Genomic DNA, 22,196 nt, shown 5'->3' on the forward strand with positions numbered 1-22,196 from the left:
CATCTTGGGTGCTGTCTGTGGTTTATGCGAGCTTCTCTTTATAATCCTTTTTCTGTATTTTAACTCATTTTAAGTTATAATACAGAATTCAAGTTAAGATTTACTGTGAATCACTTTTTCTTTACCATGCAGCGTTTCTTAAAGAACGAAATACCGTAGCAAAGAATCTGATCGTAATCGTCCTCATACTCCTTTGCATACATCCGATCATCAATTTGCTGTAAGGCTATATCGCATTCACTTTCCAGATTTTCCAAAACCTTCGTGTACTTTGCTTCAAAGATTGCAACGCGGGCATTGATGGAATCGTAAACGACCACATCACTTCGGCCTTCTCCATGCTCCTTATTGGAATCCACCATATATCCGGCACCTGTGAAGATGCCCGCAAGGAAAGCATGATAGAAGTCTTCCCGATAGTCATGGTAGCTGATGGTACGCCGAAGCAGAGCATTCATTTCCTTGGTAATGCCTTCGCTGTCACCGTTCCAGACTGCATCGAACAAAGCATTTCGATTCCACTTCTTCGTACTGTCATCGAACCATTTGATGACAGTCGTTTCAAAAATCTCTTTGATTTCTGCATTAGGAATCATAAGGCAACCATGCCATCCGGCAATTCGCCCTTATAATCTTCTTCACGGGCTTTGGTCAAGTATCCTGTCAGGTACAGCGTACTCCAAAGATTATCTTCTGAGGAATGCAGATAATCATAGGTCAGGTTTTCATCCACACGCTGAATGATGCAGCCACCAGCCATCAGGGTTTCAAGTTTATTTGTGATTGTACTCCCCGCATAGTCAATAAAGGAACGGATGATTGCATTGTCGCTGGTGTTCTTCCAGTAGCTGATAGGCTTAGCTTTCGGATTGCGCTGCAGTTCCAACAAATAATTCATTACATCCCACGGGCAGTAAACATCAAAGGCTCCGAAATGGTATCCATCATACCATTTCTTGATGTTCTCAGCCTGCATTGTCAAGTCAGCATCCTTTAGCAGCAGGTCAACCTCACTCTGTACAAATCCGAAATACTCGTTCAGACGAGAATTTGTGATAGTATCCGATACAAAATTATTTGTTCCCGTAAAAATGCTTTCTTTCGCAATCTTTAAGCAGCCTGTAACAACTGCAAACTGAAGTGCTTGATTGTCTTTTAGGGCCTGCATCAAGCCTTTCATAACATCGAGCATTTCATTATAATAACCGTTGTTATTCGCTTTTGCTACAGGGACATCATACTCGTCTATAAGAAGAATTACAGGCTTTGCATAATAGCTCTGCATCATCGTTGTCAAAAGCATAAGGCTGCTCTTAACTTCTTTTATAGAACCATTGCCATGTGCAAGATGCTCAAACGCTGTTTTTTGGAATTCTGTAGCACTTTTACTATCAAGCAAATAAAGATGTTTGTTGTACAAATCCGCTATCACCATTGTGAGCATATCGTATGCCCCAGTAAAATCCAGACCGTCTACCTGTCGGAATGAAACAAAGACTGTCGGATACTGGTTCATCCACTCATCACATAATGCCTGATGCTCTGCAATTTCCAGTCCCTCAAACAATTCTTTGCTGTCTTTACGGATGTCGAAGAAGCTTTCCAGCATACTCATGCCAAGCGTCTTACCGAAACGCCGTGGTCGAGTGATAAGTGTCGCTTCTGCTTTTTCGTTCAAAATTTCCGTAATCAGGCCAGATTTGTCAATATAATAAAACCCACCGTTCCGAATCTTCTCAAAGTCCGAAATGCCAACTGGGATGTTCAATTTTCTCATCTCTGCTGCTCCTTTCACATAGCCACGCACAGACTTTTCATTGCTTCTATGATACCATGAATCTCGTGTTCTTACAAGAAAATTTCCGCTTACCACATTGATTCTGGCTACGGCTCATTCTGCATAGCCTGCCAGCACATCTTCAAATGTAAAACGAATTTTCACGCGTTCATCGTTGAAAACCTCAATGCGGTCAATAAAGGTTTCCACCACATTCTGTGATAAGCGCATCACATCGCCTGCTTTTTCTGCTGCACTTACGACAGTCTGCAAATTATCAGCATCTTTCCTTACTGGCAGGAAAATTTGGTCTTTCTCGGTACGCAGCCTTTGAATCTGCTCCATCTTATCATCTTCCTGCACTCTGTAGGCATCTCTCTGCCTGATAAATTCTTCCTTGCTCATGTTTTCATCCGCATACTGCTCATACAATGCGACGCGCTGTTTTACAATCTCTGCCTTTTCTACACTGAGCTTTTCTTCCTGCCGTTCTAGTGCGGAGAAGCAAACCAAGGCTTTGCGTTCCCGCTCGTGCAGGATCCCCAATATATGCTCCGCCTGCTTTATCTGTTCTGTCAGCGCATTTCGGACGATATGTTCCAGAATCTCCTCAGAGATTGGGATTCGCTTGCAGGGACTGTCCACCGCTGTGGCCGAAAATCTGCAGTTAAAAGATGGTCCGAGTTTCTTGAGAACACGATATTTCATCAGCTTCTGGCAGTAACCGCAGTAGACCTTGCCTTTCAGCGGATACTGGTGTTTTGTGTAGTTCCCGGACTGGTAGTTCCCGTTTTGCAGCATAATGACCTTTTGCGCCTGTTCAAATTCCTCCGGGTTCACAATGGCGGCATGGCTGTCCTCAATTCGTACCTGCTGTTCCAAGGGAGCGCGCAGGACCCGATGCTTACAGGGAACAGGCATAATGAATTTCGCGCCCACATAGGTTCCCTTATACTTCTCATTTTTCAAAATATGGTAAACCGTTCCGCTCGTCCAATGACTGCGCTGCAAATCCCATGCTTTCTGATCACTGTACACATGGTTTTCCGCCACATGATACGCTGCCGGAGTTGGAATCTGCTTTTCATTCAGGATTTTTGCGATGGTGCCTGTTCTGTTGCCCTGCAATGCCAGTTCAAAAATCAGGCACACATATCGACTGGCTACCGGGTCGAGGATCAGCTTATGGCAGTCGTTCGGGTCCGGTAGGAATCCAAACGGGCGGTATCCTCCGAGATACATTCCTTTTTTCTGCATCACATGGTCTGCTGCTGCGATTTTAGCGGAGAGGTCCCGGCTGTAGGATGCGTTGATGATGTTCTTAATGGCTACTTCCAGTCCACATACATCGTTTCTGATCTGTATTCCACTGTCGTAACCATCGTTGACGGAGATGAAGCGAACGCCCAGCAACGGGAAGATTCGTTCCATATAATCGCCTGCTTCAATATAGTCACGGGCGAACCGGGAAAAGTCCTTTACGATAATCGTTTTCACCTTTCCGTCCTGCGCGTCCTTAATCAGCCGCTGGAACGCTGGGCGGCTTGTGGAGGTGCCGGAATAGCCATCGTCAACGTACTCCTGACGCGGCTCTGCAGCCAGTTCGGGGCGGGCCATGATGTACCCCTCTACCAGTCCGCGCTGGCCCTGAATGCTGTTGCTCTCAGCCTTATCAGCACCCACATCCTCGTCCGCAAGAGAAAGCCGGTAATAGGTTCCGATCATCTGCTGCTCACCGCCTTTCAAACGTGTAGATCAATTCTGCCTTTACGATTTCTGCTGCACGATTTTCCAGATTGTTCATGCGGCGTACCCACTCCATCTGATTTTTTTCTTTCAGTTTTTCCGATACGTCCTCCCGCTGGCTCATCTGCTCGATCAAGACCTTATACCGCTCTGCAGCCTGCTCTTCCACATTTGCTAAAACAGTATCCAGTTTTCCGCTCAGCAGCAAGCTTTGGTAATAGGCTGGTTTTCGCAGTTTCAGGTATGCCTTGTGCAGCATCCCCCAGCGGTCAACCGGACGAGTCTGTAGCAGCTTCAAGGCTGGCAGGTAATAATCACCCACCAAAACATATTCCATTCCTGTCCGGGCATCATAGATTTTCTCTTTCATTGTCTGTTCTCCTTTTTCGTTAAAACACAAATTCCGTATAAGTTATTTTCCTGCGGTCCACTTCAATTTTCTTTACATACTGCAGCAGATTATCTACCGTCAAAAGGACTTCGGTGTTTCCTGCGACCTGCTTTTTCTGCCGCAATTCTTCTTGAATCAACGCAAGCTCTTTCTCTTTTTTGGTTTTTTCCTGTTTTTGTTCTACGATTTCATTTTCCAAGTTCTGCTTTAATTCCAAGAATTTCTCTTTTGAAAGTTTTCCGAGGACATACTGCTCATAGCCGCTGCGCTTCTGCGATTCCAGCCGAACGATATTGCCCGACACCTGTTCCATTTCACGGCTCAATGCAATTTTCTTTGTTTCAAGGTTGCTATTTTCCGAATTCTTCTGTATCAGCTTTTTCAAATTCTTATGTTCTTCCATCCGCTGGTACAGTTCCTTATGGATGCCGTTCCAGAGGTCTTTCTCTGAGATGGAAACATGGCAGAATTTACAGTAAAAATACAGCGAGCCATCCCTTTGCCAATGGCAAACCAGCTTTTCTCCGCACTCTTTGCAAAATATCCGGCCTTTGAAGATGTTCGGATTATTCTCTCTGCGCTGTCTGCACCACTTTTTCCGCTCATCCCTAATCGCTTGCTCAGTTTCTCGCACTGCGGAAACTTCATCAAACAGTTCCCAGCTGATAATCGCCGGATGGCTGTCCGGCACCATCCGCCAGTCTTCTCGTGGATTTTCTCTGATTTTTCGATACGTTTCATCGTAGGCGATCTTTTGAATTTAACTATGATTCCTAAACTTTGCCAACAATTGCTTAGTATTATTTCAAAAGCAATTTCCACCGCCCGATGTCAAGTCTTGGACAACATTTTTCACAAATTTCTATTTTAGAAGTGCTTCCACACCCCGCCGCAAATCCTTGATTTTCCTTGATATTCCGCCATTTTTCTCTTTGGCGGTCTATTTTTTTGCCCTAATCTTCATTTTTACCGCTGATGATCTAGATTCTTCACATTTTTCAATCATAAAAGAATCCTCGTTTAATCTTTTTCTGTGCTGCGCCATATCTTTACAGGATTCCATATCAATCTTTTCCAAAAATCCTGCTTATCTCTGGTTTTTCCATCAAAAGCAGAAATTCGATCCAACATGCCATCAACAGCCCGGAAAGATAGGTGTCAAAAATGCCCTGAGATTTTTGTTAAAAAAGACTAAGATTTTTAATTTTCGAGCAAGTGATACACTTTTCCCTCTCCATCATGTTCTTTGTTAAAAAATAGACATTCGTTAAAAGTCCGGCAAAGATTCATCTGGTTTGTCAGGAAGATAGCCTTTTTCACAATAAAAAAGCTCCCACCTGCAACTCAAAGTTTCCTTTGAATCACAAGTGGGAGCCACTACCAAATCTTCAAATATTATTCTTAGTTTTCTTTTTGTTCTGCTTCAATTTCAGATTTTTTTCTTCTACCCCGGCGTTTCTTTTCTGCTTCCGGTTTCACATCTCCAATATCATAAATGACAACTTGCTCATCCGGGTACAAAGTTCCATTCAAGGTATAACTAAGTTTACCACCGTTTTCATCCTCGAAAGGCAGCATTCTCCGAAACTCTACCTGGATAGCCGGCACCTTAATGCTGATCGCATACGTCTGCTTGCTTTCCTCGTTACTGAACTTAATCGCATTCGGATCTTTTTCTGAACAAGGCTGAATCGCAATCTGCCTAGTCTTTGCGTTGAGCAGCACCCTGATGTACGGTGCATAGTTCAACTCTACAGCCGTTGCCTTATTAAATTTCAGGCTGTTTGAAGTCACCGTCATAACAGACTCGCCTTTCGGTTGCTTTAGATTGATTACCTCAAATCCCTTCAAAATTTCCATTTCACATTCCTCGCTTTCATATTCTATGTGTTCCTGCTCTGGCTTTGCATCAACCAGTGCCATCACCTTTTCTGTTGCCGTTTCCAACCTCTTGAAGGAAACAGCCTTCCATGTAGGTCTAATGGGAACGAATCCTAACAGCACGCCTTTTCGTAAAGGAATCAGCCTTTGCTGCTTTGGGCGAATACGCCTCCGCTTGCCTGCAATCTGTTCCAGCCTTACCTGTGCCTTATCCCAGACCTCTCGCTCTACGATTGCAGGGTGATGGTCTGGTATAAAATACTGCTCCACCTCGCCTCATTTTTCTTGGTCTTGTGGGTCAAACAATCTACCGTATAGGTTTTCTGCATCAGAACGTCGCCGCAGTATTTTTCATTCCGCAGGATATTCTTGACCGATTCACCTGTCCATGGGTTATTTTTGATTGTTCTGATTTCCAACGCATTGAGCTTTTCTGCAATTTCTGCCGGGTGCATTCCCTTATCAAAGCTCATATAGATGGTACGAACAATTTCAGCTTCGTTGGTCACAATCACCATTTCGCCATCATCGTCCGTATCATAGCCCAGCAGACTCGTCGTACTGATTTTTTGCGTTCCGGCTTTCATCCGGCTTCGAGTTGTCCACTTGATATTAGTGGAGATGCTTCGGGATTCCTCCTGTGCGAAGGAAGCCAGCATCGTCAGAAATACTTCTGCCTTTTCATCCAGACTATCCAAGCGTTCCTTATCAAAATACACACTGACAGGTGGCCGGAGGTTCCGCAGCAATCGAATATTAGTCAGGCAGTCCACCACATTACGAGCAAAACGACTGATAGACTTCGTAAGAATCAGATCAATTTTCTTAGCCTTTGCATCCTCTATCATCTGCTGAAACTGCACTCGATGCTTAACTTGTGTACCAGAGATTCCCTCATCCGCATAAATTCCTGCCAGCTCCCAGTCTGGATGCTCCGCTATAACAGTGTTGAAATGTGCCATTTGCTCTTCCAGACTGGTTTCCTGCGCCTCCTGATCCGTGCTGACACGACAGTATGCAGCGACACGCTTTTTAGGTGGTTCTTCTGTTTCCGCCACGACACCCACTGTTGCAGGAATTATTTTCACATCATAGGTCTTTGTCAGGCGAGGGGTCTTTTTTCTTCCCTTTTCCTTACGTCGTTCTACCACAATTGGCCTTTTAGCATGACTATCGCTTGCCACATTTCTCCCTCCTTCCACTTTTTCTTCCTATTACAAAGTTGCCCATGTTATAGCATTATCATTAATGTCATAACATGGGCAAACACTATTTGCAGACTCTCTATCTTACTTATTATACCGCATTGTGGGTATCTCCACAATATCCATTTGCATACCCACCCCGTATAATGAAACGTAAAGAACAATTTTTTACAAGCAAAAGTGGTGACAGCTTTGATTGATTTTACTCCTCTGTGGGAAACTATGCGCCGCAAGCAGGTAACACAGTACCAGCTTCTCAAAAACGGCTTGGACAACAAAACGCTGGACACTCTGAAAAAGAATCGGAATATTACACTATCCACATTGGAAAAACTCTGTCAGATGCTCGATTGCACTCCAAATGATGTCGTGCAGTTCATTCCAGACGATAAAAAATAATGCCGTCATAGTACCGTATAGTCGGTGGCTGTGGCGGCATTCCATTATATATAGGTAGAAACGCTCATTCTATAACTATCACATTCCTGCGGAATGAAACACCCGCCTGGTCGAGAAGATTCACAAATCCCCTCACCCAGACGGGCGTTGTTTTTTCGTGCAGTTCCAAAGGCAGGCTATCCGGGGCGGACATCTTATATGTACCATACCTGCCGAAGCATTACTACCGCCAGTTCCAGAAGTACAACTACGCTGCCGACCACCTGCGGGACCATAAAAATCACAAATCCACCGATCAGCATTTGAAGTGCTTCCACTCCTTGCGACTGTTGCATCAAGAACGAAAGGGCCGTCGTTGCCAGTAGCACACTGCCCAGCAGATAGAAAATCCATGCCGAACAATGATGCAGAAATACCACAAACCACTTCGCCAGCCACACCGCAAGGATCAGCGGGAGGGTTATCATCACCAGCATCAATTTTAACAGCCATCGAATTGCTTTCATAATGTCCTCTTTCTGGCTGGTCTGTTGCCCATGTTATAGCACACTCTCTGATGTTCCAACATGGGCAACCCAGTCCTCTCTCAAATTTAGTTTGTGTGCAGTGCTTTTACAGTATCCTGTATGCTCCGCTCATATTTGAACCGTACCACGATGCGCCCTCCATCATGCACAAAGACATTTTCGATAAAGGCCGACACCATACCCGCTGTGAGCCTCGTCCCGTGCAGGAAATTTTCTGCCTGCTCCGCTGCTGCGCGTACCGTTCCCGGCACAACGCTCTCAGCGGATTCTTCCGCTTGGGATTGTTCAATTTGCTCTTGCACCTCTGAAATTCGTCTGTCACACTCCTGCTTTTTCTGCTTGTAGGTATCCAATGGGAGTGTTCCTGCTGCATATTCTTCATACATCCGCATCTTCTCTCCCTTTAGATTTTTAATTCCTGTTCCATCAGAGTTTTTCGGCGGTTTGCCTTTTTGTGGCTTCTTTCAAATCCTGTTCTTCTTTTTGAATATCGCCGTAGAGGGAATCCAGCAAAAAAAGTTCCTTTTTCAGTGCCTGAAAGACAGCATTTTCAATATCACTGACCTGAAATATCTCAGATGTGCATTGGGTCTGCCCAACCAGTTCCAAGCCCTCTCTGCACCAGAATGTCGGCACAACCTGTTTGAAATTGTGCGCCATCACTCGCCTGCAATTTCCGCAGCGAACTTTGCCTTTCAATGGAAAGTCCACGCTGCCCATCAGCACTTTATGGCTGTTGCTCTTTATGACAAGCTGCGCTTTTTCAAATTCTTCACGACTTACGATTGCTTCATGGGTTCCCTCCGTAATAAACTGCTGTCCTTTGGGAACCGTTCTGACAATGCTTTTGCCGGAAATCAGCGTTTTGGTTTTGCCCAGAACCATTGCCCCGGTGTACACATACGCCGTGAGGATTTTCCAAACGCGAGTACTATCCCAAAGAATCACTGGGGCGATGGTATAGGTCGTTTCCTTGCCATACGCCTTATTTTCTTTGTTATATACGCTCGGCACAGGAACATTTTCGTCATTGAGCATCATTGCTATCTCTCTTGTACCTAACCCCAGAATCGCAAGATCGAAAATACGCCGCACGATTTTTGCCGCTGACGGGTCGATGATAAATGCGCCCTTTTTGTCTGGGTCAAACTGATAGCCGAACGGCGCAGCGGATGCCGTTGTAATGCCTTTTCGCCACTTGACCTGATTGGCAGTCCGCAGCTTCTTCCCTGCGTCCCGGCAGTACATCGTGTTCACCAGATTGCTGACCACCACATCCATGCCCAGCGTTGTGCCTTTATAATTATTGCTGTCATAGTTGTCATTGATGGCAATGAGCCTTACCCCCAGCAAAGGAAAAATCTGCTCCATGTACTCACCCACACCGATATAATCACGGCCAAAGCGAGAGAGGTCTTTTACAATGATGGTATCAATCTTGCCATTGCGAACACCATCCATCATCTGCTGGAATCCCGGTCTGTCAAAATTGCTGCCTGTGTAGCCATCATCTACAAAATCCATCACAGGCACATTTTGCAGACTTTCTTTGCAGGCAATATACCGCCGGATCAGTTCTTTCTGGTTTTCAATGCTGTTGCTCTTATCTTTGCCATCTTTACCCAGGTCGCCATCAGCCCTTGAAATGCGCTGATACGCTGCAATCATTTTTCTGCACTCTCCTTTTCTACCTCTGCAAATATATCCCGAAATCCGAAAATGATCCGAATCCGCTTGTCCGCGCTCACTTCGATTCTCTGCACAATGGATTTTACTAACTGAATATCAAATTCAAAGTTGTCCAGATGTTCTTCTAAATTAGAAGCCATATTCAGATATTCTTTGATTTGCTGTTCCACCTGCACTTTTTTGTTCTCTGCTTCCTGCAGCGCAGCTCGCAGGCTATTGTATTGTCTGGAATAATCCTCCCGAATCAGTTGGTAATCTTCGGAATCCACCACACCAGCCACATAGTCCGCATAAAGCTGTTCCCGCTTCTTGGCCATCTGGCTAACTTTATCGGTCAGGCTCATAATTTCGCCCTTTGCACGGTAGACGGGATTCTGCACATCCTCGATTTTCTGCAATTCTTCCAGAACCTTCCGTTTATCGCTCAGCTGGACAATGAACAAATGCAGCTGATCCATTATCAAGGCTTTCAGCAGTTTTTCTGGAATCTGGTGGCCGATGCACTTATCGTCGGCCTGCCTTGCCTTGCAGATGTAATAGCAGACCTTTTTACTTTCCTCCGCTCCATGCGGCAGTCGTTCAAACTCCATCTGTCTGCCGCAGTCTGCGCAAAACACCATTCCTGCAAGGTCATTCTGATATTCTGCCCGAATCTGCTCCGACTTTGCTCTTACTGTCTGGAATACTTCTCGATTCTTGTTCAAGACTTTTTGCACCTTTTCAAAATCATCCCTTGCGATGATGGCCGGATGTGTGTTCTTTGCCACATACCACTGTTCTTTGGGAAGGTCGTGCTTGTTCTGTCCTGCGAATAACTTCTGTGTACTTTTATTGTTGATGGTATCGCCCACATAGGTTTGATTTTCCAAGATGTGCCGGATCGTGGTTACGCCCCACTTTTTACAGGTAAGCACTTCTTTCCCCTCAACCATTTTTCTATGCCACTCTCGTGGAGTCGGAACCTGCAGCAACGTCATTCGTCGGGCGATTTCAAAAATTGGTACACCCATCAGTTCCCACTGGAAAATCAACTGCACATAAAATGCAGCTTCCGGGTCAATTTCATTACGCTTTGTCATGGGGTTCCGAATATAGCCATACGGAGCATCGTTTCCGACTGCATAGCCTGCTTCTTTCTTACGCTGCAAAGAAGTCCATATCTTTTTGGATATGTCTTTCGCGTACATTGCGTTGACCATATTCCGAATCGGGAGAGCCAGACTTTCCATGTCCTCTTTGCGCGTACTGTCAAAATTATCTGTAACAGCAATCAGCCGGACCCCCAGAAACGGGAACACTGTTTCGATATAATACCCCGCTTCCAAATAGTTACGACCAAAGCGTGAAAGGTCTTTCACCACAATGCACTTGATTTTCTTCTGCCGCACATCGTTCATCAGGCGGGTAAATGCAGGCCGCTTAAAATTTGTTCCCGTAAATCCATTGTCGAAGTAGGTGTCCACATAACTCAGTTCCCTGCTGCGGCTGATATAGTCCTGCACCAGCGCGATCTGCGTTTCCATACTTTCTTCTTTTTCTTCATCCTCAACAGAGAGCCGCCCATAGATTGCCGCCGGTATCTTCGCTTCTTCCAGTTCCGGGAGCAGCACAGAAACTGCCGCCTGTTCCGGCTGCGGGAGATTTTTTCTACTCTTTCGTGCCACTGTCTGTACCCTCCACTTCTATCCGACTAAGCATCTGTTTCCATTCATCCGTTTCATGGTCAGGCTGATTTCTGCCTGACCATCGCCCAGTAATGTAACTGTGACCTGTTCGATGTATTTCTTCACAAAATTGCGGTCAAGTTCCTCCGGGGTCTTATACTGTGCCATCTGCTGAATCCATGGATTGCGCAGGCTCAACGCTCGTTCCCATACCAGCGTATCTTCCATAATTGTTGTAAGCTGTTCATTCAATTTCCGATGTGCTTCTTCGTAGTCCAGCAGTTCGGCACGATATTGTTCTTTGGTGATTTCATCGGCCATATAACTCTCATACAGCGGCACACGGCGAAACTGTTCCATATTCAGTTCGGCCAGAACGGACTTCATCTGCACCGACTTTTCAGCTCGGACTGCTTCAATCACTTTCCTGCCTGCTCCCTGCTGAATCGCTGCAGCCAGCTTTTCTTCTTCCAGATGTTCCAATTCCAGAGCATCCATCACCTTTTTATAAATGGTAGCTGCCGGAACTTTCAAATTCTTTCCGTTTTCCTTATGTGCGCGGCAATGGCGGCAATAGAAAAGTTCCTCCCCTGTTTTCTTATCCTTGTGCCAGCAAAGTGCGCGTCCACAGATACAGACAATGTGCTTTGCCAGCGGATTCGGCTTTTTGTAGCTTTTCCGAATGGAGATTTTGTTTTCGCCCTCGCGCATATTGCACGGGAACGCATGAAACTGTTCTTTTGTGATGTACAGTTCATGACAGTTTTCCGCAATGATCTGGCGGCTTCCATTTGTCGCCGCACCTGTATAAGTAGGATTTCGGAACAAGCAGCGCAGCATATCAGTTGTCCACTGGTCGGATTCTGCATCATAAGGCTTTCCCAAAATTCTCTTTTTGTGTCTCATTGGGGGTTCAACACCCTGCTCATTTAACCACTTTGCAATGTCACGCATTTTCTGACCGGACGCATATCTGGAAAAAGCCTCGCTTAAATAAGGAGCAACTTCTTCATCCTTTATCATGTTGCTTTCGCCATCCTGCGGATATAGCCAAATGGAACAGAACTTGTCAACCGGAATCCTGCGCCTTGTTTCCTTCTCCATGCAAACATGATTTCTGCGTGCATCTCACAGCGTTTTGCTTCAAAATAGTCCTCGACTTCTTTTCGGCTGGCTGTTCTGGTGTCCAAGCCCTCATCCAGCACGATCAGGTCGATGCCCGTCGCATAGAGCGTTTCCTTGATTGCCTGTCGTGCCGCCGGGAAATCCGGCCCGCAGTAGTACATGGATGCCACAATAATGCAATCAAATTTTCGCTCTACGCCATTATCGGTCATTTGGTCAAACGCGGTACGCGCCTTTTCATCGTTCTTGCGGTCAGAATACTTTTTCAGCAAATCTAGTTCTTTATGTTCCGCCAGATATGCCGCAATACGCTGATTCTGCTCGGCAATCGCCAGTTCACCTTGATGGTTCTTCCAAGGAAGTGTCCGGGTATAGCTTACACACTTCATACTGCACTTTCCTCCGTTTCTGCTGCCGGAACACTACTGCAATATTCCAGCACATTGCGAATTTCCTGATCGAACCGATACTGAATATGAATATGTTCCTTATCATAGACGGTGATGCTCTCTACCAGTTCCACCAGAACGCGGCGGTTCAGACTTGTCAGGTTTTGGTAGGACTTGAAATCTTCGATCCATGGCAGATGTTCCACATCCAGATTGTTCAGGCAATCCCTCTGGCGGTTCATTTCTGCTTTGGCCTTGCGGATGGTTTCAACCTTTTCATTAAAGGAATGGCTGAATTCCTTATACTCTTCCTTGCTGACAATACCGCTGCTCATATCTTCATAAAGCTGTCGGCGCAAGGTCTGGTATTTCTGTTCTTCCTGCTCCAGCATTTTCAGATGTTCTTCCACAGATTTCAGTCTGCGCTCATTCTTGGGGATCTCATTGATTTCATCCAGTCGATGTTCCAGTCCACTGATCTGCTGAACTTTTCCCTGCAATGCGGCCAGCACCACTTCGGCCAGCTTACTTTCGCTGATAAGATGTGAGGAGCAGCCTAAACCATTGTGGTTTGTGACGCAGTGCAGATAAATATATTTCTTTCCGTTTTTTGATACGGTACGCCGCACCATGTTCTGCCCACAGCTACCGCAGCGAACGATGCCCGAAAACAGATTTACGGTCTGCTGTCCTTTCGATGCACAAGTGTCCAGTTTCAAGACTTCCTGCACGGTATCGAACAGCTTTTGCGGAATGATTGCTTCGTGCATATTGGGAACTCTGATCCAGCCGGATTCTTCCACATCCCGAATTTTTTTGATTTTGTAATTGATCTTCTGCCGCCTGCCCTGCACCATCGTTCCAGTGTAAACTTCATTTTTCAGAATCCGAAGCACCTGAATTGCCTGCCACTTCGCATGAGTGCCAGCTTTGAACCCACTATGGTAATTCAAACCGCACAGCCGTTTGTACTCGCTGGGGGCTAGCACATTCTCACTGTTCAGCTGTTCGGCAATCACCTGTGCGCTCATGCCTTCCAGTTTTCTGCGGTAGATAGAGCGGACAATATCTGCTGCATACTCGTCTACCACCAGACGGTTTTTGTTCCGTTTGTCTTTACAGTAACCATAGATTGCGTAGCCACCGATGAACTCACCCTTGCGCCGTTTCGTGTCCAGCTGGCTGCGCACCTTGATGGAAATATCCCGGCAGTAAGAATCGTTCAGCAAATTCTTAAATGGAACCACAATGTTGTCCGAATCGCTGCTCTCAGTGTTCGCATTATCATAGTTGTCATTGATGGCGATGAAGCGAATCCCCATCATGGGAAAAATCTGTTCCAGATATTTTCCCATTTCGATGTAATTACGACCAAGGCGGGATAAGTCCTTGACGATGATGCAGTTGATTTTGCCGGATTTAATATCCTCCATCATCCGCTTAAAGCCCGGACGTTCAAAGTTGGTTCCTGTGTAGCCATCGTCAGCGTACTCTTCGACCAAATACAGTCCTGACCGTTCTGCAGCAAAATCCCGAATCAGTTCTCTCTGATTGCCGATGCTGTTGCTCTCAGCCTTGTCGCCATCCTCGATGGACAATCTCAGATAGGCCGCTGCCCGTATGTCTTTATTCTTTTCCTTGTAAAAAAACAAAGCCATTAAACCTCCTGTCTCCACGCAAATTGCATGGTAAAATCCAGAAAGTTAATGGCTTTTGATTGCACTATTCACTTAACCCGTCTGTATTCTACCAAGCTGTGACACAAAAATCAAGCTGCTGCGCACATTTTTCAAAATTTATTTTTCAGTGCTTCCCCATACTCTGCAGCAGGCAATCCCACAGTTCGCTGCCCTCCGGCCGGAACGATTCATATACGGTGATGCCCTTGATGATGGCTTTTCTGTGATGCACAGGCTCCGTATGTTCCTGTTTAGGCTTTTCATCAAATCGTTCTTTCTGCTTCATAGAAATCAATCCCCCTTTACTAATAGGAATCCAGAAGGGCATTTTGGAATACAGTTTTTGAAAAAATTTCAAAAAAAATTGAAAAGTGTATTCCAAATAGGGGCTGCGGATTCCTATTTATAGAAGGACTTCTTTTGATAGGTCTACGGCATACGATAAAAGACAGGTCTTTTTCTGTCTTAGAGCAAGATTCGCCTATGGTAACTCAAAACTCACTTTCGTGATTTTTCATTCCCGGCAATCTTGATGGGGATTCCGTTCCCCATCCCCACGGTACGCACAAAATCTTGGATTTTGGCTATCTGGCTCCACATGAATGTGTTCGCAGCCGAACGCCTACGGCTTATCGGGAGTTGCTTTGCAACTATAAAAACGCAGGAGGATCACACTATGGCACGACCAAAAAAGTCAGAAAGCATCAGACGCACAAGCAATGTAATGGTTCGTTTCAGCAGCATTGAATATGAACTGGTGGCCGGATATGCAAAAGATTCCGGTTATCCCATCTCCACTTTTGTGCGCAAGCAGGCTCTATCTGAAAAAGTGACTGTCAACTACAACATTGTTGCCGATATTGGCGAAATTCAGAATTTGACTGCTCAGGCCGCAGGCATCGGAAATAATCTTAACCAGATTGCCCGCTATTTCCACGGCGGTGGTCTGGCATCGCGCGGAATGTTGGAAGAACTGAAAAAGTGTATTGCGGAAATCCGTGAACTGCGGCAGGAAATCGTTCAGCTTGGAGGTGTATATCGTGGCAATTCTAAAACACATCGCAAGTAAAAATGCCAATTATGGGAGTGCCATCGACTATCTGAAATACCAGCATGATGAATTTCATTTGGTTCCTGTCCTTGATGAAAACGGGAATATGATGCTCCGGGATGAATTTTACCTTGAGGGATTGAACTGTGATCCCGAAACCTATGACCTTGAATGCGAGCTGTTGAACCAGGAGTATAACAAGAACAACACTTACGATGAAATAAAAAGCCACCACTACATCATCAGCCACGATCCGAAAGACAACACTGACCACAACCTGACTGGTGAGTGGGCGCAGGCCATCGGCATGGAATATGCAAAGGCCAATTTTCCGGGGCATCAGGCTTTGGTCTGTACCCACACCGATGGTAAAAACGGCACAGGCAACATTCACACCCACATCATAATCAACAGCCTGCGCAAATTTGATGTTGACCCGCAGCCATTCACCGAACGGCCTATCGACTGCAAGACTGGCTACAAGCACCACCTTACCAAAGACTATTTGAAGCACCTTCAGAAATCCTTGATGGATATTTGCCAACGGGAGGGACTGCATCAGGTCGATCTGCTCTCCCCTGCAGCGGACAGAATCTCACCACAGGAGTATTACGCCAAACAGCGCGGTCAGCAGAATCTGGACATTGCCAACATAGAGCTTATGATCGAGGGCATCACTCCCATGCACACCACTTTTGAAACGGGCAAAGAAAAAATCCGCAACGCCATTTCGGACATTGCGGAACGTGCTACGTCTTTTGAAGAATTTCAAAGACTGCTGAAAGCGGAATACGGAATTTCAGTAAAAGACCACCGCGGACGATTCAGCTATCTGCCTGCTGACCGACAGAAGTATATCTCTGCCCGTGCGCTTGGTTCCAATTATGACCGCGACAGGCTTCTCCGCATTTTTGCAGAAAACGCACGGACAGCAACGCAGAACACCCCTCATTGGACGGCAGATGATCCTATGGCCATACTGTTCATCAAGTCCGATCTGCGCCTTGTGGTTGACTTGCAGACCTGTGTAAAAGCCCAGCAGAGCCGCGCTTATGCGCAGAAAGTAAAAATTTCCAATCTGCAGCAGATGGCCCGGACCGTTGCCTATGTGCAGGAGCACGGATATGATTCTCGTGAGAATCTTTCCGAAACTGCGGATGCCATCTATACCAAAATGGCAAAAGCGCGCGGCGATGCAAAGCTCACTGAAAGCAAGCTGCGAAAAACAAACGAGCAGATTCATTATCTTGGTCAATATCTCTCCACAAAATCCATTTACGGAGAATTTCTAAAAGCCCCGAATAAGAAGATTTTCCGTCAAGCTCACTCGGACGAACTTGCCCAATATGAGGAAGCGCTTCAAATTCTGAAGCAGCACTCGCTTGATGGGAAGTTTCCTACCATGAAAGACCTTCGAGCAGAAAAAGAGCAGCTTACGATTCAGAAGGACGCTCAATACGATACTTACCGTTATTTCAAGGATTATCACAAAGAACTCCAGACCGTGTGTGCCAATGTGGACAGCATCCTCGGCGCAGAACAAGAAGTGCAGCAGCACGAACAGCAGCACACGCGAAAATACGAACCGTCCCTCTAACCAGTTTTCAAAGTCACCCAAAAGCAAAAACAGCCAGCGTATCATGTGGTTCATTCCACACAATACGCTGGCTATTCGTTTCACTTACTGCTTGTACCGCAGCATACCATTTTTTAGTTCAATAAATTTTCCGTCAAAGATTTCCTGCAACACCTGCCTGCATGGTATCCGTTGTAATCTTCTGACCTCAGACGCTTCCATTACGCGGAAAGTAGTCTGGTGATGATCCTGATAAAACGCAATGAGTGATTCAATGTACGGCTCGGCATCGGCAAGTGTCCAGTTTGATTCTTCTTTTAAGCGTGAGAATACTGATACCAGACTGATGCACCGAACATCTTCAAAATTTGTGGCTCCATTCCGAGCATTTTTGTCATCGGAGCAGAACACATAGATCTGCTCGCCAAGCATCACAGACAAAACCTGTAATAGCACAAACGACTTGATTTCTCCAAGATTGTTTTTCTTACCAACTTCTATATCGAGTCGTTCAAGCTTTTTCAAATAGTCCTCTCTCGATATTACCGTGTAATCAGCCTCTTCCAATGCCCGATAATGTTCCGAAAAGTAATCCTTAGAAAAGGCATCGCAGGCCAATTTTAACATCTGCGTATAAGTCGCACACGCCAGTGGCCCTCGCACAAGTGACAGGCTTTCAAGGATTTCCTGATCCGTGTAGCTTTTTATCTTTTGCGCTCCAATCTTCTCGCTCAACCAGATTGGCGTATCAGCATTATACCGATTGAGTTCCGTTACAATTTGCGCATGACAAAAGAACTCATACTCCGGCAATTCCATGACCCGATCAATCAAATGATTGCCGCCATCATCTTGAACAGAGTACGTTTTGGAAATGAAGTCAGTATCCAGCAGTGCGTATCTTTTCACTTCGATCTGACCTCCCTCAATCCAAGCCGTACTCTTTTTTCAATTGAGCAAGATAGGCCACATCTTCTTTTTCTCTGGATTCCGTCAGATACTCATGCTGTCTGTTGTACTCAACTTTCTCAAGGAGTGTGCCAAAAGATTCTGTTCCTTTTCCATCGAGCTGCCAGCGTTTTGCTTTACCTGTCAGCGATACTCTTTTCATTACGTCCGCAGAGCCTACCTCCAGCAGCTTTTCAGCCTGCTGATGAGATATGTTTCCGCTTTCAAACAAACGCAGTACAACTGCCTTATAGGGCATTGCAAACATATCCATAAGCATCAGGGCAGAATCTACCGTAACCAAATCTTTATCAAGCCCATACAGCAGAATCTGCTCATGGAGCAGTTGATCCGGCATCAGAAGAAGCCCTGCAAAGGCGTTCGCTTCCAAGTCCTCCTGCGTTCTTCCTGTTTCATCACCTGTTGCCGAATCCAGCATAGAACCATTTTTTATATAGCTCTGGTCTGCATTTTCCACATAGCAGTAGATATGATACAGCTCATGCGCCGCAGCAAAAAACTGCTTACAAAGCGGAAGTGCTGTATTTACGCACACAAAAATCGTATCCTGCTTCAAAAAGGTCAATGCCCATAATTCATCATCATGGATCGGGTAACGAAGCATTTCCAGCGCGATTTCTTTCTTCCTGGCATAGTTCTGTATGACAGCAAAGATATTGTCCTTGATAATAGAATTGCCGACATACTCTGCCGAGAACTGTCTGACGATGGATTGGATTTCATCAAATTTCTTGTTTTGGCTTACAAAGAGGCTATCTTCCAGAACATTGCTCATCACTTATCCTCCCATGGCTGCTCCATCCTTTTGCCATTCTCGCACACCCTAGTATGGAACAGAATCATATCGGACAGTTCATCCGCAAGCCGGATTCCCTTTCTTGCTTCCTCAGTTTTAACACGCCCCATAAACGCATGGATCACATTCGTGTCCATCGGCTTTTCCGGCATCTTCATCAGAGAATCCATCGACACATGAAGATATTCAGAAATCTTATGAAGTTCAATCGCGTTGATTGCTCTTGCACCATTCATGATTTTGCTCATTGTCTGCCTGGAGACTCCAATTCCTTCTGCCAGATCAACTTGCTTTTTGTTTTCTTTTTTCAGTTCATCCTGAATGTTGTTTGCAATTATCATATTTACATCCAGCATATAATCGCCTCCTATTCTTGTACTTATATTATACGCTCTCTCGCCAAGAATATCAATCATTTGGAAACTATTTTTTGGTTTCACAACATTTTGTTTCCGTTTCGGTTACAAATAAGAGTGGTGGCTCTTTTTATGGAACCACCACTCTGCACTGCATCGGATTTTTAATTTTTCCGGCTTCTTTCCTGCTGCTGTTGCTGTTGGGGCTGACTTTTCTGTTTTCGCTCTTCCAACTTGATGTGCAGGCGGTCAAGGACCGAAATCCGATTTCCGATGATACGCGGTTTCTTCGGATTATTGTTGACACAGCCATCAATCATGTTGTAATTCTGCTCTGTGCCAGATTCCTTGGCACGTTCTGCGGTGCCATTCTCCAAAAATTTCTGGTAATGCAGCAGTTCCGGCTTTTGTTCTCGAAGAAACTTCTCGATTTTCTTCATAACCGAACTATCAAATCCGTAAATCGTCTGCGCCACCAAAACTCCGTTGTCATGAAGAATAATATCCGGCCTTTGCTTTTTTGTCTGTTCACAGACAAGCTGCACAAATCTCTGCTCCTGAACATTCTTTTCGTCAATGACTTTCCATGTATCTGTTTGGCCTTCTATCTGATAGCCACCCTCATTCAAAATCAGGTAGCTGCCCTCAGCTTTTGGTGCCAGAAAGCCATTGAACTTTACCAGTGCTTCTTTGTCCACATAGTAAAATGCGGTCTTTCCTGCCGCCGTGATTGCAATAACGTCACTGACACCAAATTTTCTGATTTTGAATTTGTCTGGATTCAGGCTTTCCATGTTTTCACGAATTTTCGCCGGGAACAGACCTTGCGATGCTTTAGCGCAATAGCTGATTTCATAATTGTCCGTTGTTATCATAAAGCCGTGTTCGATCTGATACGCATAACTGCGGCAGCGGTATTCCCGATTTTTCTCAGCATCATTGATTTGGTAAATCACAAACATATCTGTTGTCATTACTTCTCCGCCACCTCTGTTTTCTTATTTGGTTCATCTGGCTTATACCATTCCAGTTCCAGCCCCTTGAACTGCTGCTCATTCAACCGCTGCATCTTTGGGATAGTCTGCTGGACAAGCGCAGACATCTCTGCATCCTCTGCCACAAGCGGCTGAACCTCCGTCAACACCTGAATCGTATCTTTGAGTGTCGGCTGCTCAAACATCGCCATCAGCATCAATTCCAGTTCATCAAAGCGTACATTGCTCATAACTCCATTTCAGAGTCTGCCATCTCTCCCCAATCTTCCGCCACGGCATGATATGACACACTCACTTTGGTCTGACCTACGCCCTCGCACTTCAGCTGTGATTCCTCCACTCTCTGTTCGCCCTCAAACAGTGCACGAATATGCCACTCGCAGTTTTCAAAGTATTCTTCCTTGATCACTTCGCCCTTTCCCTTTGATGCACCGTAGGCATAGTCCCCACGGCAGTCATGGATATGGAACACAGTATTGCGCTTTCCAGCAGAAAACCAAACATAGCCGCTGTGATAAAGCGTCAGGTGACTGTCATGCTCAAATTCTTTACGCAGAAGAATCCGCCCATCTTCCAAAAGCACCTTTGGAGAGGGTACGCGCTTGGTATGTACAGGTGCTTTTACCATTTCCTTGACCTTTTTCAATGTAAGCATTTTATCCACCTTTCTGCCTTCCGGCTTCGGGTGAACTGAAAAAAGCAGCAAAAATCGTCTCAGATTCACCCGTTTTTTTGAACGGGAATCTAAGATTCCTCTTGCTGCTTCCTATTTTTTTGAAGTCCCTATACTAACATGAATCCGTAGAGCCACCTGGGAATACAGATTTTCAAGAAAATACAAAAAGAAAAAGCCGGAACAGGATGAACTACTTGCAGGCGCACTACTGCGCTGCATTCGCTCATTCTGTTCCGGCCTATATCACATATTGCTACGGTATCGCTCTAACAAACAGATATTATATTGTAGACCCAAAAGAACGTCTGGTGGAGCTGGTCGGCTAACCAGGTGCCGCCTAAGATTCCACCTCTGCGCTTTCAGTGTCCGATGAAGCACTCTGCTTCAGGCTTCTTTCCGTTGGTTCTCTGCTGTGAAAAATTCGATACTCTTCACGGGAAGGCCGTGAATACACTCCACCAGGGATTCAGCAGAAATATAATCTTCACAGCCACCACGCTTGATCTGAAGCATATTCTTTCCATCAACGACGCTGCGATTCCCGATCCGCAGCCCCTTTGGGGTGCGGATTTCATGTTCTCCGTTGCTCATCTTCTCACGGCCTCCTTTGTGTTGGTTTAAGTTTCTTTTTTCTTCTATTCAATTTCACCTTTTGAACTTCCGCTCTTTTTTCACCTTTTTAGCTTGCATATTTACGTTTTTTACGGTATAACAATCCAAAAGATGATAGAATATAGCATATATTATAAGCAAGTCATGTCGCCGTGTCAAGAGGAAAATGTGAAAATTCGTTGCATCTTTCAGATTGAATATTTACAAATTCCTTTGTACATTGTTACAGCACGATAACTACGTCATAGAAAGGTTGCAAACATGAAATTTGGAGAGAAAGTTCGCGATCTACGAAAGAAGCATTCTTTAACACAGGACGAATTGGCACAATGTCTGGGTATCAACAAAAGAACGATCATCGGATGGGAGCGGGATGGCCGCTACCCTCGCAGCATTGAAATGCTTGAAAAGATGGCTGATATATTCCATGTACCTCTGACCTATTTACAGCCGGATCAGTCTTTATTTATCGAACGTGCCGCCGAAGCCTACGGAAAAAAGGGCAAAATAGAAGCCCAGCATCTCGCATTTGAGCTTACTGAGCTATTTGCAAGCGGAGATTTGACCCCGCAGGATATGGACGGCATCATGTATGAAATGCACAAAGCCTATTTTAAGTACCGAGAACAAAAGCGAGAAAAGGAACGAATCATGAACCTGTAAATCACTGTTCCATTCACTATGCCATCCCCG

General features: G+C 45.4%; 26 protein-coding genes. 4 read left to right on the top strand and 22 right to left on the bottom strand.

Annotated features, from left to right (window positions below):
* Positions 1-110: 110 nt before the first annotated feature.
* The 7 genes from DXA70_RS15485 to DXA70_RS09585 form a co-directional block, all read right to left on the bottom strand.
* Positions 111-596 (bottom strand): PD-(D/E)XK nuclease domain-containing protein, encoded by a 486-nt coding sequence (locus DXA70_RS15485; protein WP_347553541.1) that lies wholly within the window; start codon positions 594-596, stop codon positions 111-113.
* The gene (locus tag DXA70_RS09560) at positions 593-1,777 is read right to left on the bottom strand and encodes an AAA family ATPase (RefSeq protein ID WP_347553542.1); all 1,185 of its coding nucleotides are present in this window, start codon (positions 1,775-1,777) and stop codon (positions 593-595) included. Before DXA70_RS09560 ends, DXA70_RS15485 begins: the two co-directional genes overlap by 4 nt.
* Before the next feature lie 114 nt (positions 1,778-1,891).
* The gene (locus tag DXA70_RS09565; RefSeq protein WP_128118321.1) at positions 1,892-3,502 is read right to left on the bottom strand and encodes a recombinase family protein; all 1,611 of its coding nucleotides are present in this window, start codon (positions 3,500-3,502) and stop codon (positions 1,892-1,894) included.
* A gap of 7 nt (positions 3,503-3,509) precedes the next feature.
* Positions 3,510-3,893, bottom strand: coding sequence for a TnpV protein (locus DXA70_RS09570; RefSeq protein WP_128118322.1), 384 nt, complete (start codon positions 3,891-3,893; stop codon positions 3,510-3,512).
* Positions 3,894-3,912: 19 nt separating this feature from the next.
* Positions 3,913-4,674, bottom strand: coding sequence for a recombinase family protein (locus DXA70_RS09575; RefSeq protein ID WP_128118323.1), 762 nt, complete (start codon positions 4,672-4,674; stop codon positions 3,913-3,915).
* A 641-nt stretch (positions 4,675-5,315) separates the two neighbouring features.
* Complete coding sequence (locus tag DXA70_RS09580) at positions 5,316-6,065, bottom strand: hypothetical protein (protein ID WP_128118324.1); 750 nt, start codon at positions 6,063-6,065, stop codon at positions 5,316-5,318.
* Positions 6,023-6,979: a recombinase family protein gene (locus DXA70_RS09585; protein WP_158565153.1), complete on the bottom strand. Its 957-nt coding sequence runs from the start codon at positions 6,977-6,979 to the stop codon at positions 6,023-6,025. The genes DXA70_RS09580 and DXA70_RS09585 overlap by 43 nt, the downstream gene beginning before the upstream one ends.
* 243 nt (positions 6,980-7,222) lie before the next feature.
* Between DXA70_RS09585 and DXA70_RS09590 the strand changes: the two genes are divergently transcribed.
* Positions 7,223-7,399 carry a helix-turn-helix domain-containing protein gene (locus DXA70_RS09590; protein WP_243001282.1) on the top strand — a complete coding sequence of 59 codons (177 nt, stop codon included), beginning with the start codon at positions 7,223-7,225 and terminating at the stop codon, positions 7,397-7,399.
* 194 nt (positions 7,400-7,593) lie between these two features.
* Here the strand turns inward: DXA70_RS09590 and DXA70_RS09595 are convergent, their stop codons facing one another.
* The 8 genes from DXA70_RS09595 to DXA70_RS13645 all read right to left on the bottom strand — a co-directional run bounded on the left by DXA70_RS09595 (position 7,594) and on the right by DXA70_RS13645 (position 14,758).
* The gene (locus DXA70_RS09595) at positions 7,594-7,905 is read right to left on the bottom strand and encodes a hypothetical protein (RefSeq protein ID WP_128118326.1); all 312 of its coding nucleotides are present in this window, start codon (positions 7,903-7,905) and stop codon (positions 7,594-7,596) included.
* A gap of 86 nt (positions 7,906-7,991) precedes the next feature.
* On the bottom strand, positions 7,992-8,312 hold the full coding sequence (locus DXA70_RS09600; RefSeq protein WP_128118327.1) for a hypothetical protein: 321 nt from the start codon (positions 8,310-8,312) through the stop codon (positions 7,992-7,994).
* 40 nt (positions 8,313-8,352) lie between these two features.
* A complete protein-coding gene (locus DXA70_RS09605; RefSeq protein WP_128118328.1) occupies positions 8,353-9,594 on the bottom strand; it encodes a recombinase family protein in 1,242 nt (413 codons plus the stop codon).
* Complete coding sequence (locus DXA70_RS09610; RefSeq protein WP_128118329.1) at positions 9,591-11,279, bottom strand: recombinase family protein; 1,689 nt, start codon at positions 11,277-11,279, stop codon at positions 9,591-9,593. Before DXA70_RS09610 ends, DXA70_RS09605 begins: the two co-directional genes overlap by 4 nt.
* Before the next feature lie 18 nt (positions 11,280-11,297).
* Positions 11,298-12,302, bottom strand: a complete 1,005-nt coding sequence (locus tag DXA70_RS09615) for a recombinase family protein (protein ID WP_158565154.1) — start codon at positions 12,300-12,302, stop codon at positions 11,298-11,300.
* Positions 12,299-12,793 (bottom strand): recombinase family protein, encoded by a 495-nt coding sequence (locus DXA70_RS09620; protein ID WP_128118331.1) that lies wholly within the window; start codon positions 12,791-12,793, stop codon positions 12,299-12,301. Before DXA70_RS09620 ends, DXA70_RS09615 begins: the two co-directional genes overlap by 4 nt.
* Positions 12,790-14,451 carry a recombinase family protein gene (locus DXA70_RS09625; RefSeq protein WP_128118332.1) on the bottom strand — a complete coding sequence of 554 codons (1,662 nt, stop codon included), beginning with the start codon at positions 14,449-14,451 and terminating at the stop codon, positions 12,790-12,792. The genes DXA70_RS09620 and DXA70_RS09625 overlap by 4 nt, the downstream gene beginning before the upstream one ends.
* A 145-nt stretch (positions 14,452-14,596) precedes the next feature.
* Complete coding sequence (locus DXA70_RS13645; protein ID WP_158565156.1) at positions 14,597-14,758, bottom strand: hypothetical protein; 162 nt, start codon at positions 14,756-14,758, stop codon at positions 14,597-14,599.
* Between the two features lie 390 nt (positions 14,759-15,148).
* Here DXA70_RS13645 and mobC point away from each other — a divergent pair, with 390 nt between their 5' ends.
* Together mobC and DXA70_RS09635 are read left to right on the top strand one after the other, a co-directional pair.
* On the top strand, positions 15,149-15,541 hold the full coding sequence (gene mobC, locus DXA70_RS09630; RefSeq protein WP_158565157.1) for a plasmid mobilization relaxosome protein MobC: 393 nt from the start codon (positions 15,149-15,151) through the stop codon (positions 15,539-15,541).
* Positions 15,513-17,120, top strand: a complete 1,608-nt coding sequence (locus DXA70_RS09635; protein ID WP_128118334.1) for a relaxase/mobilization nuclease domain-containing protein — start codon at positions 15,513-15,515, stop codon at positions 17,118-17,120. The genes mobC and DXA70_RS09635 overlap by 29 nt, the downstream gene beginning before the upstream one ends.
* 84 nt (positions 17,121-17,204) lie before the next feature.
* On the opposite strand, the gene DXA70_RS09640 is transcribed toward DXA70_RS09635, so the two are convergent.
* From DXA70_RS09640 to DXA70_RS09670, 7 genes are all read right to left on the bottom strand, one after another.
* A complete protein-coding gene (locus DXA70_RS09640; protein ID WP_128118335.1) occupies positions 17,205-18,008 on the bottom strand; it encodes a hypothetical protein in 804 nt (267 codons plus the stop codon).
* A 16-nt stretch (positions 18,009-18,024) separates the two neighbouring features.
* Entirely contained in the window at positions 18,025-18,843 is an 819-nt protein-coding gene (locus tag DXA70_RS09645; protein WP_128118336.1) for an ImmA/IrrE family metallo-endopeptidase, read from the bottom strand.
* Positions 18,843-19,220 carry a helix-turn-helix transcriptional regulator gene (locus DXA70_RS09650; protein WP_128118337.1) on the bottom strand — a complete coding sequence of 126 codons (378 nt, stop codon included), beginning with the start codon at positions 19,218-19,220 and terminating at the stop codon, positions 18,843-18,845. Before DXA70_RS09650 ends, DXA70_RS09645 begins: the two co-directional genes overlap by 1 nt.
* A gap of 164 nt (positions 19,221-19,384) precedes the next feature.
* Complete coding sequence (locus DXA70_RS09655) at positions 19,385-20,194, bottom strand: YodL domain-containing protein (protein ID WP_128118338.1); 810 nt, start codon at positions 20,192-20,194, stop codon at positions 19,385-19,387.
* Positions 20,194-20,445, bottom strand: a complete 252-nt coding sequence (locus DXA70_RS09660; protein WP_128118339.1) for a transposon-transfer assisting family protein — start codon at positions 20,443-20,445, stop codon at positions 20,194-20,196. Before DXA70_RS09660 ends, DXA70_RS09655 begins: the two co-directional genes overlap by 1 nt.
* Positions 20,442-20,879: a hypothetical protein gene (locus DXA70_RS09665; protein WP_128118340.1), complete on the bottom strand. Its 438-nt coding sequence runs from the start codon at positions 20,877-20,879 to the stop codon at positions 20,442-20,444. Before DXA70_RS09665 ends, DXA70_RS09660 begins: the two co-directional genes overlap by 4 nt.
* A gap of 396 nt (positions 20,880-21,275) precedes the next feature.
* Positions 21,276-21,482 carry a hypothetical protein gene (locus tag DXA70_RS09670; protein WP_097776605.1) on the bottom strand — a complete coding sequence of 69 codons (207 nt, stop codon included), beginning with the start codon at positions 21,480-21,482 and terminating at the stop codon, positions 21,276-21,278.
* A gap of 282 nt (positions 21,483-21,764) precedes the next feature.
* On the opposite strand from DXA70_RS09670, the gene DXA70_RS09675 reads away from it, so the two are divergent.
* Positions 21,765-22,166, top strand: a complete 402-nt coding sequence (locus DXA70_RS09675; RefSeq protein WP_097776604.1) for a helix-turn-helix transcriptional regulator — start codon at positions 21,765-21,767, stop codon at positions 22,164-22,166.
* The last annotated feature ends 30 nt before the right edge of the window (positions 22,167-22,196 follow it).

It is taken from the genome of Faecalibacterium sp. OF04-11AC (assembly GCF_003460645.1).
Taxonomy (GTDB): domain Bacteria; phylum Bacillota; class Clostridia; order Oscillospirales; family Ruminococcaceae; genus Faecalibacterium; species Faecalibacterium prausnitzii_I.

Coding starts and splice junctions, on each gene's coding strand:
- DXA70_RS15485 (WP_347553541.1), bottom strand. CDS start 596: ATGATTCCTAATGCAGAAATCAAAGAGATTTTTGAAACGACTGTCATC.
- DXA70_RS09560 (WP_347553542.1), bottom strand. CDS start 1,777: ATGAGAAAATTGAACATCCCAGTTGGCATTTCGGACTTTGAGAAGATT.
- DXA70_RS09565 (WP_128118321.1), bottom strand. CDS start 3,502: ATGATCGGAACCTATTACCGGCTTTCTCTTGCGGACGAGGATGTGGGT.
- DXA70_RS09570 (WP_128118322.1), bottom strand. CDS start 3,893: ATGAAAGAGAAAATCTATGATGCCCGGACAGGAATGGAATATGTTTTG.
- DXA70_RS09590 (WP_243001282.1), top strand. CDS start 7,223: ATGCGCCGCAAGCAGGTAACACAGTACCAGCTTCTCAAAAACGGCTTG.
- DXA70_RS09595 (WP_128118326.1), bottom strand. CDS start 7,905: ATGAAAGCAATTCGATGGCTGTTAAAATTGATGCTGGTGATGATAACC.
- DXA70_RS09600 (WP_128118327.1), bottom strand. CDS start 8,312: ATGTATGAAGAATATGCAGCAGGAACACTCCCATTGGATACCTACAAG.
- DXA70_RS09605 (WP_128118328.1), bottom strand. CDS start 9,594: ATGATTGCAGCGTATCAGCGCATTTCAAGGGCTGATGGCGACCTGGGT.
- DXA70_RS09615 (WP_158565154.1), bottom strand. CDS start 12,302: ATGATAAAGGATGAAGAAGTTGCTCCTTATTTAAGCGAGGCTTTTTCC.
- DXA70_RS09620 (WP_128118331.1), bottom strand. CDS start 12,793: ATGAAGTGTGTAAGCTATACCCGGACACTTCCTTGGAAGAACCATCAA.
- DXA70_RS09625 (WP_128118332.1), bottom strand. CDS start 14,451: ATGGCTTTGTTTTTTTACAAGGAAAAGAATAAAGACATACGGGCAGCG.
- DXA70_RS13645 (WP_158565156.1), bottom strand. CDS start 14,758: ATGAAGCAGAAAGAACGATTTGATGAAAAGCCTAAACAGGAACATACG.
- mobC (WP_158565157.1), top strand. CDS start 15,149: ATGGCACGACCAAAAAAGTCAGAAAGCATCAGACGCACAAGCAATGTA.
- DXA70_RS09645 (WP_128118336.1), bottom strand. CDS start 18,843: ATGAGCAATGTTCTGGAAGATAGCCTCTTTGTAAGCCAAAACAAGAAA.
- DXA70_RS09650 (WP_128118337.1), bottom strand. CDS start 19,220: ATGCTGGATGTAAATATGATAATTGCAAACAACATTCAGGATGAACTG.
- DXA70_RS09655 (WP_128118338.1), bottom strand. CDS start 20,194: ATGACAACAGATATGTTTGTGATTTACCAAATCAATGATGCTGAGAAA.
- DXA70_RS09660 (WP_128118339.1), bottom strand. CDS start 20,445: ATGAGCAATGTACGCTTTGATGAACTGGAATTGATGCTGATGGCGATG.
- DXA70_RS09670 (WP_097776605.1), bottom strand. CDS start 21,482: ATGAGCAACGGAGAACATGAAATCCGCACCCCAAAGGGGCTGCGGATC.
- DXA70_RS09675 (WP_097776604.1), top strand. CDS start 21,765: ATGAAATTTGGAGAGAAAGTTCGCGATCTACGAAAGAAGCATTCTTTA.